At 70.1% G+C, this 6,188-nt stretch carries 5 protein-coding genes; all 5 read left to right on the top strand.

Features of this window, described 5'->3' with window-relative positions:
* Positions 1–386: ACT domain-containing protein (locus tag V7067_RS14335; RefSeq protein WP_334176584.1), on the top strand; the 386-nt coding region annotated here is incomplete at its 5' end.
* 200 nt (positions 387–586) lie between these two features.
* Positions 587–2,854, top strand: a complete 2,268-nt coding sequence (ptsP, locus tag V7067_RS14330; RefSeq protein ID WP_334176583.1) for a phosphoenolpyruvate--protein phosphotransferase — start codon at positions 587–589, stop codon at positions 2,852–2,854.
* Positions 2,851–3,909, top strand: coding sequence for a peptide chain release factor 1 (gene prfA, locus V7067_RS14325; protein WP_334176582.1), 1,059 nt, complete (start codon positions 2,851–2,853; stop codon positions 3,907–3,909). Before ptsP ends, prfA begins: the two co-directional genes overlap by 4 nt.
* Positions 3,906–4,769, top strand: coding sequence for a peptide chain release factor N(5)-glutamine methyltransferase (gene prmC, locus V7067_RS14320; RefSeq protein WP_334176581.1), 864 nt, complete (start codon positions 3,906–3,908; stop codon positions 4,767–4,769). Before prfA ends, prmC begins: the two co-directional genes overlap by 4 nt.
* Positions 4,770–5,796: 1,027 nt before the next feature.
* On the top strand, positions 5,797–6,188 hold a 392-nt coding region (locus V7067_RS14315), incomplete at its 3' end, for a DUF4167 domain-containing protein (RefSeq protein ID WP_334176580.1).

Below are 6,188 nucleotides of genomic sequence, written 5' to 3'. Positions count from 1 at the left end.
TGTTCGGCGCGCTGGCGGATGCCAACATCAACGTCGACATGATCGTGCAGAACGTCACCGGCGACGGCTCGACCACGGATATCACCTTCACCGTGCCGGCGACCGATTACGAGCGGGCCCGCACAGTGCTCGCCGGCCTGCGCGACAAGATCGGCGCCTTCGAGATTCAGGGCTCGACCGACGTGGTGAAGGTGTCGGTGATCGGCGTCGGCATGCGCACCCATGCGGGCGTGGCGGCGGCCGCTTTCCGCGGCCTGTCGGAAAAGGGTATCAACATCCGCGCCATCTCCACGTCGGAGATCAAGATTTCGGTGCTGATCGATGCCGCCTACACCGAACTTGCCGTGCGCACGCTGCACTCGCTATACGGTCTTGATGTGGCCTGAGCCGGCGCCCGCGCGCCGGCCGGCCATCTGACCGGACGCCCCCGGGCGTTCTTCTGTCCGCTGCCGCCGGCCGCCGGCCGGGGTTCGGGCAGACCAGTGTTGTGATCCGAGGCAGCAGCCGGCGCAGGTGCGGGGCTGCCGCCTCGGCCTGTTGCACCCTGTGCCGGCTTTGCCGGTCAAGTCAGAGGACGACGGGCGCGATGCGGTCTCCTCCCGCCGGTCCAAGACTGTTGTTGCGCCGCCTGCGCGAGGTGATGGCCGAGCCCATCGGCGCGCAGGAACGGCTCGACAAGATTGTCGTGCTGATCGCGGCCAACATGGTGGCCGAGGTCTGCTCGGTCTATCTGCTGCGGGCCGACGGCGTGCTGGAGCTGTTCGCCACCGAAGGCCTGAACCGCACGGCGGTGCACCAGACCGCGCTGAAGGTGGGCGAAGGCCTCGTCGGCCTCATCGCCGCCACCGCCCAGCCGCTCAACATTTCCGATGCCCACGCCCACCCCGCCTTCGCCTACAAGCCGGAGACGGGGGAGGAGATCTATCGCTCGTTCCTCGGCGTGCCCATCCTGCGGGCCGGCCGCATCCTTGGCGTGCTGGTGGTGCAGAACACCGCCCACCGCACCTATTCCGATGAGGAAATCGAGGCGCTTCAGACCACGTCGATGGTCATCGCCGAAATGGTGGCGGTGGGCGAGTTCGAACTCGTCGCCAAGCAGGGCCCGGCACTGGACCTGCGCCGCTCGATGCATCTCGACGGCCTCATTCTGGCGGAGGGCGTCGGCCTCGGCCATGTGGTGCTGCACGAGCCGCGCGTCGTCGTCACCAATCTCATCGCCGAGGACGTGGAGCACGAGCTGGCCCGCCTCGACCGTGCCCTTGGTAAGCTGCGGCTGTCGCTGGATGCGATGCTGGAGCGCCGCGACGTGGCGCGCGACGGCGAGCCGCGCGAGGTGCTGGAAGCCTATGCCATGTTCGCGCGCGACCGCGGCTGGGCGCGCAAGATGGAAGAGGCGATCCGCAACGGCCTGACCGCGGAGGCCGCGGCGGAGAAGGTGCAGTCGGATACCCGCGCCCAGATGCTGCGCTCCACCGACCCCTACCTGCGCGAGCGCCTGCACGATCTCGACGATCTGGCCAACCGCCTGCTGCGCGAGCTGATGGGCCGCACGGCCGAGCACAACGCCGCCATGCCGCGGGATGCGGTTCTGGTGGCCCGCAACATGGGCGCGGCCGAACTGCTCGATTATGACCGCGACCGGCTGCGCGGCCTCGTGCTGGAAGAGGGCGGGCCGACCAGCCACATCTCCATCGTTGCCAAGGCGCTGGGTATCCCGACCGTCGGGCAGGTGGCGACGGTGGTTTCGCTGGCCGAGGCCGGCGATCCGATCATCGTCGACGCCGAGACCGGCGCGGTGCACCTGCGCCCGCCGCAGGACGTGGAAAGCGCGTTTTCCGAGCGCGTGCGCTTCCGTGCCCGCCGGCAGGCCAGCTATCGCCGCCTGCGCAACCGGCCGGCGGTGACCAAGGACGGTCACGCCATCAACCTGCATCTCAATGCCGGCCTGCTGGTCGACATGCCGCATGTTGAGGAATCGGGGGCGGCCGCCATCGGCCTGTTCCGCACCGAACTGCTGTTCATGGTCTCGCAGCGCCTGCCGCGGGTCTCCGAGCAGCTGGCGATCTATCGCCAGGTGTTCGAGGCGGCGGGCGACCGGCCGATCAATTTCCGCTCGCTCGACATCGGCGGCGACAAGCTGCTGCCTTATCTGCGCTCCGAGGAAGAAGAGAACCCGGCGCTGGGCTGGCGGGCGATCCGTCTCGGGCTCGACCGGCCGGCGCTGATGCGCACCCAGATCCGCGCTCTGCTGATGGCCGCGGCCGGGCGGGAACTGCGGCTGATGTTCCCCATGGTCACGACCGTGAAGGAATACCGCACCGCCCGCGCCATGGTGGATCGCGAACTGCGCCACCTGCGCCGTCACGGCCATCCGCTGGCCGAGACCATCCGCTATGGCGTGATGATCGAGGTGCCGTCGCTGCTGTTCGAGCTGGATGAACTGCTGGAGGAGGTGGATTTCATCTCCGTCGGCTCCAACGACCTGTTCCAGTTCATGACGGCGGCCGACCGCGGCAACACCCGGGTGTCGGGCCGCTACGATCCGATCTCGGTGCCGTTCCTGCGCGTGCTGCGCCTGATCGTGGAAAAGGCCGACGCGCTGCATGTGCCGGTGTCGCTGTGCGGCGAGATGGCCGGCAACCCGCTGTCGGCCATGGTGCTGATCGCGCTGGGGTTCCGCACCATTTCCATGCCGCCGGCGTCGATCGGCCCGGTGAAGGACATGCTGCTCAGCCTCGATGTGGGCCGGCTGCGCGCCCGCCTGCTGCCGCGGCTGGAGCCGGGCTGCTGGAACGGCGACCTGCGGGCCGTGGTCCGCGCCTATGCCGAGGAAAACGAGATCCCCGTCGGATGATCGCTGCCGAGAAACTCGATGCACTGGTCGGTCGCCTTGCGGTGATCGAGGACCAGCTTGCCAGCGGGCCCGATGCGGACACGCTGGTGAAGCTTTCGCGCGAGCATGCCGAACTGACGCCGGTGGTCGGCGCCATCACCGCGCTGCGCCGGGCAGAGCGGGAACTGGCCGATCTGGATGCCCTTGCCGCAGACCCGGAAATGGCCGCGCTGGCGGAAGCCGAGCGGCCGCAGCTTGAGGCCGGCGTTGCCCGGCTGGCCCATGAAATCCGGCTGGCGCTGATCCCGAAGGACGAGGCCGACGCCCGCAGCGCCATTCTGGAAGTGCGCGCCGGAACCGGCGGCGACGAGGCGGCGCTGTTTGCCGGGGATCTCTTCCGCATGTACCAGCGCTATGCGGAGGCCCGCGGCTGGCGGGTCGATGTCATGTCGGCGAGCCCCGGCGAGGCCGGCGGCTTCAAGGAGATCATCGCCGAGGTCAACGGGGCGGGCGTGTTCGCACGCCTCAAGTTCGAATCGGGCGTGCACCGGGTGCAGCGCGTGCCCGCGACGGAATCGGGCGGGCGCATCCACACCTCCGCGGCCACCGTGGCCGTGCTGCCGGAGGCCGAGGAGGTGGATGTCGCGCTGGACCCGGCCGACCTGCGGATCGACCTCTACCGCTCGTCGGGCGCCGGCGGGCAGCATGTGAACACAACCGATTCGGCGGTGCGCATCACCCATCTGCCAACCGGAACCGTGGTGGCGGTGCAGGACGAGCGCTCCCAGCACAAGAACCGCGCCCGCGCCATGGCGCTGCTGCGGGCCCGGCTCTACGAGGCCGTGAGAGCCCGTGCCGATGCCGCCCGCTCGGCGGCGCGGCGCGGTCAGGTCGGCTCGGGCGACCGCTCGGAGCGCATCCGCACCTATAATTTTCCGCAAGGCCGGGTGACCGACCACCGCATCAACCTGACCCTCTACAAGCTGCCGGAGATCCTCTCCGGCGAGGCGCTGGATGAGGTGGTCGATGCGCTGACGGCCGAGCATCAGGCGGCCCTGCTGGCCGAGGACGCATGAGCGCGCCCGCGGCCGGCAGCGCCGGCGCCCTGCTGCATGTGATTCGCACCCGCTTTCGGGCGGCGGGCCTTGAAACCGCCGATCTCGATGCGCGGCTTCTGGTGGCCGAGGCGCTGGGCATTGCGCCGCAGCGGCTGATCATCGACGGCACGCAGGCCGTCAGCCCGCAGCAGGCGGCGGTTGCGGAAGGCTTTGCCGCCCGCCGCCTTGCCGGCGAGCCGGTGGGGCGCATTCGCGGCCGGCGGGCGTTCTGGGGGCACGAATTCCGCCTGACCCCCGACATGCTGGAGCCGCGTCCCGATACCGAAACCGTGGTCGAGGCGGCGCTGGAGGCTTTTCCCCACCGCGACCGGCCGTTCGTGATGGCCGACCTCGGCACCGGGTCCGGCGCCATTCTGGTGGCGGTGCTCAGTGAGCGGCCGGCGGCGTGCGGTTTCGGCCTCGATCTGGCGGCCGGCGTGCCGGCCGGTGCGCGGGCCAATGCCGAAGCCGCCGGCGTTGCCGGCAGAGCCTTGTTTCTGCAAGGCGATTTCGCCAGCCCGCCGTTCTCCGGGCTCGATCTGGTGGTCTCCAACCCGCCCTATATTCCGGCCGCCGGGATTGCCGGCCTCGCGCCGGAGGTGCGGCTGCACGATCCGCTGCGGGCGCTGGCCGGCGGCGCGGACGGGCTGGACTGCTACCGCGCCCTGCTGCCGGCGGCGTTCGCGGCGCTGAAGCCGGGCGGGTGGCTGATCGTCGAAATCGGCCTCGGTCAGGAAGGCGATGTCGGCGCGCTGGCCGCGGCGGCGGGCTTTGCCGGCCCCGCCACGCGCCCCGATCTTTCCGGCCGCGTGCGGGTGGTGACGGCGCGGCGGCCATGAGGCTGTGACGGGGGCCGTCACGCAGGCGGCCATCTCGCCGCGAACCGGGCCGGGACGGCGAAAAGCCCTTGGAAAACGCGGGCGAAGCGGCTAACGTCCGCAATGCCGACGCAACGCAGTGATGGTTGTAGCCCGTCGGGGGGCGCTTTCAGCCAGACGCGGCATCGGACGAGGCGGGATCAGCGGACCCGCATTGTTTGCTCACGGAAACAAGGGTCGAGGATGCTGGCGCGGGGCTGGCAGCCGTGTGCATGAATTCGAACAGACTGATCAGGGCGAAGAGGCCCGGCTGACGGAAACGCAGCCCGGCGCAGACCGGAGGTGCTCGGTTGCACTCCGGTGGCCGGGAGCGGATTCCGCTGCGCAGCGGCGCGGCCGGCGCGTTTCGCATCATGGTTTGCCTCACGGCCGGCCCGCATTGCGGGCGAAGCGCGCTGCGGGTGCCCGCTCTGCGGGTTTCTGCGACCGGCCGGGGCGGGCACGACAGCCGCGCCGGAGCGGGTGCGACCTTCCGCGGGCGCGGCCGGGCCGGAATGCAGCCATGGCGCCGGTGCGCCGGACCGTATCATCCGCTGTGCCGTGTTTTCCTCCGGGTGCGGCTCTCGCGGATGCAGGCTCTCGCGGGCTGGCACGGCCGGGGCAGGATGGTGCAGCCCGGGCAGGACGGTCGGGGTGCAGGGTCCGGGCGTTTGCCGTTGCGGGTTTACCGGCCGGGCTGCCGGTAAGCGGTTTTTCCCGGCGGGGCCGGTCACGGGACCGGGCCTGTCGGTCGGATGCGGATCGTCCGTCGCGGCTTCCTGTGCGGAAGGCGGGGCAGGGGCGGTCCGGCATCGCCGGCCAGCAATGGCGGCGGTGGCTTGTGTGACCATCGATCGGCTGCGCGTGCAGCCGAACGGGCGGAGCGGACCCGGGGCCTGCCGCGGCAGCGCCGGTGACGCGCGAACCGGCCTCCGAGGGGGCCGGGACGAGCCGCCTGAACGGGCAGAGCCGCAGGGCGCGGTGGCCCATCCTGAAGAGAAGCGATCGGATGAGACAGGGAAATCCCAACAAGCGCCTGCGCGGCAGGAACGGCGGCGGCAATAACAATAACAACCGCAAAGGTCCTAATCCGCTGACCCGGACTTATGAGTCCAACGGTCCCGATGTGAAAATTCGCGGTACCGCCCTTCATATCGCCGAGAAATATGTCCAGCTTGCCCGCGATGCGCAGGCGATCGGCGACACGGTGATGGGCGAGAACTATCTGCAGCACGCCGAGCACTATTACCGCATCATCGCGGCGGCCAACGCCAATTCTCCGAACCCGGTCTTCATCCGGACTGAGGAGGATATGCAGGCCGAGGACGATTACGAGGCCGCGCCGCGTGCCGAGCCGCGTTTCGAGGCCGGCCGTAACGAAGGCGGCCGCGGCGATGGCGG

Origin of the sequence: Pseudoxanthobacter sp. (assembly GCF_036822375.1) — a bacterium.
Lineage (GTDB): Bacteria > Pseudomonadota > Alphaproteobacteria > Rhizobiales > Segnochrobactraceae > Pseudoxanthobacter.
This window is presented reverse-complemented; position numbering and strand designations above follow the sequence as displayed.

Excerpts from the sequence above, each read along its gene's own strand:
- ptsP (WP_334176583.1), top strand. The coding sequence starts at position 587 with ATGCGGTCTCCTCCCGCCGGTCCAAGACTGTTGTTGCGCCGCCTGCGC.
- prfA (WP_334176582.1), top strand. The coding sequence starts at position 2,851 with ATGATCGCTGCCGAGAAACTCGATGCACTGGTCGGTCGCCTTGCGGTG.
- prmC (WP_334176581.1), top strand. The coding sequence starts at position 3,906 with ATGAGCGCGCCCGCGGCCGGCAGCGCCGGCGCCCTGCTGCATGTGATT.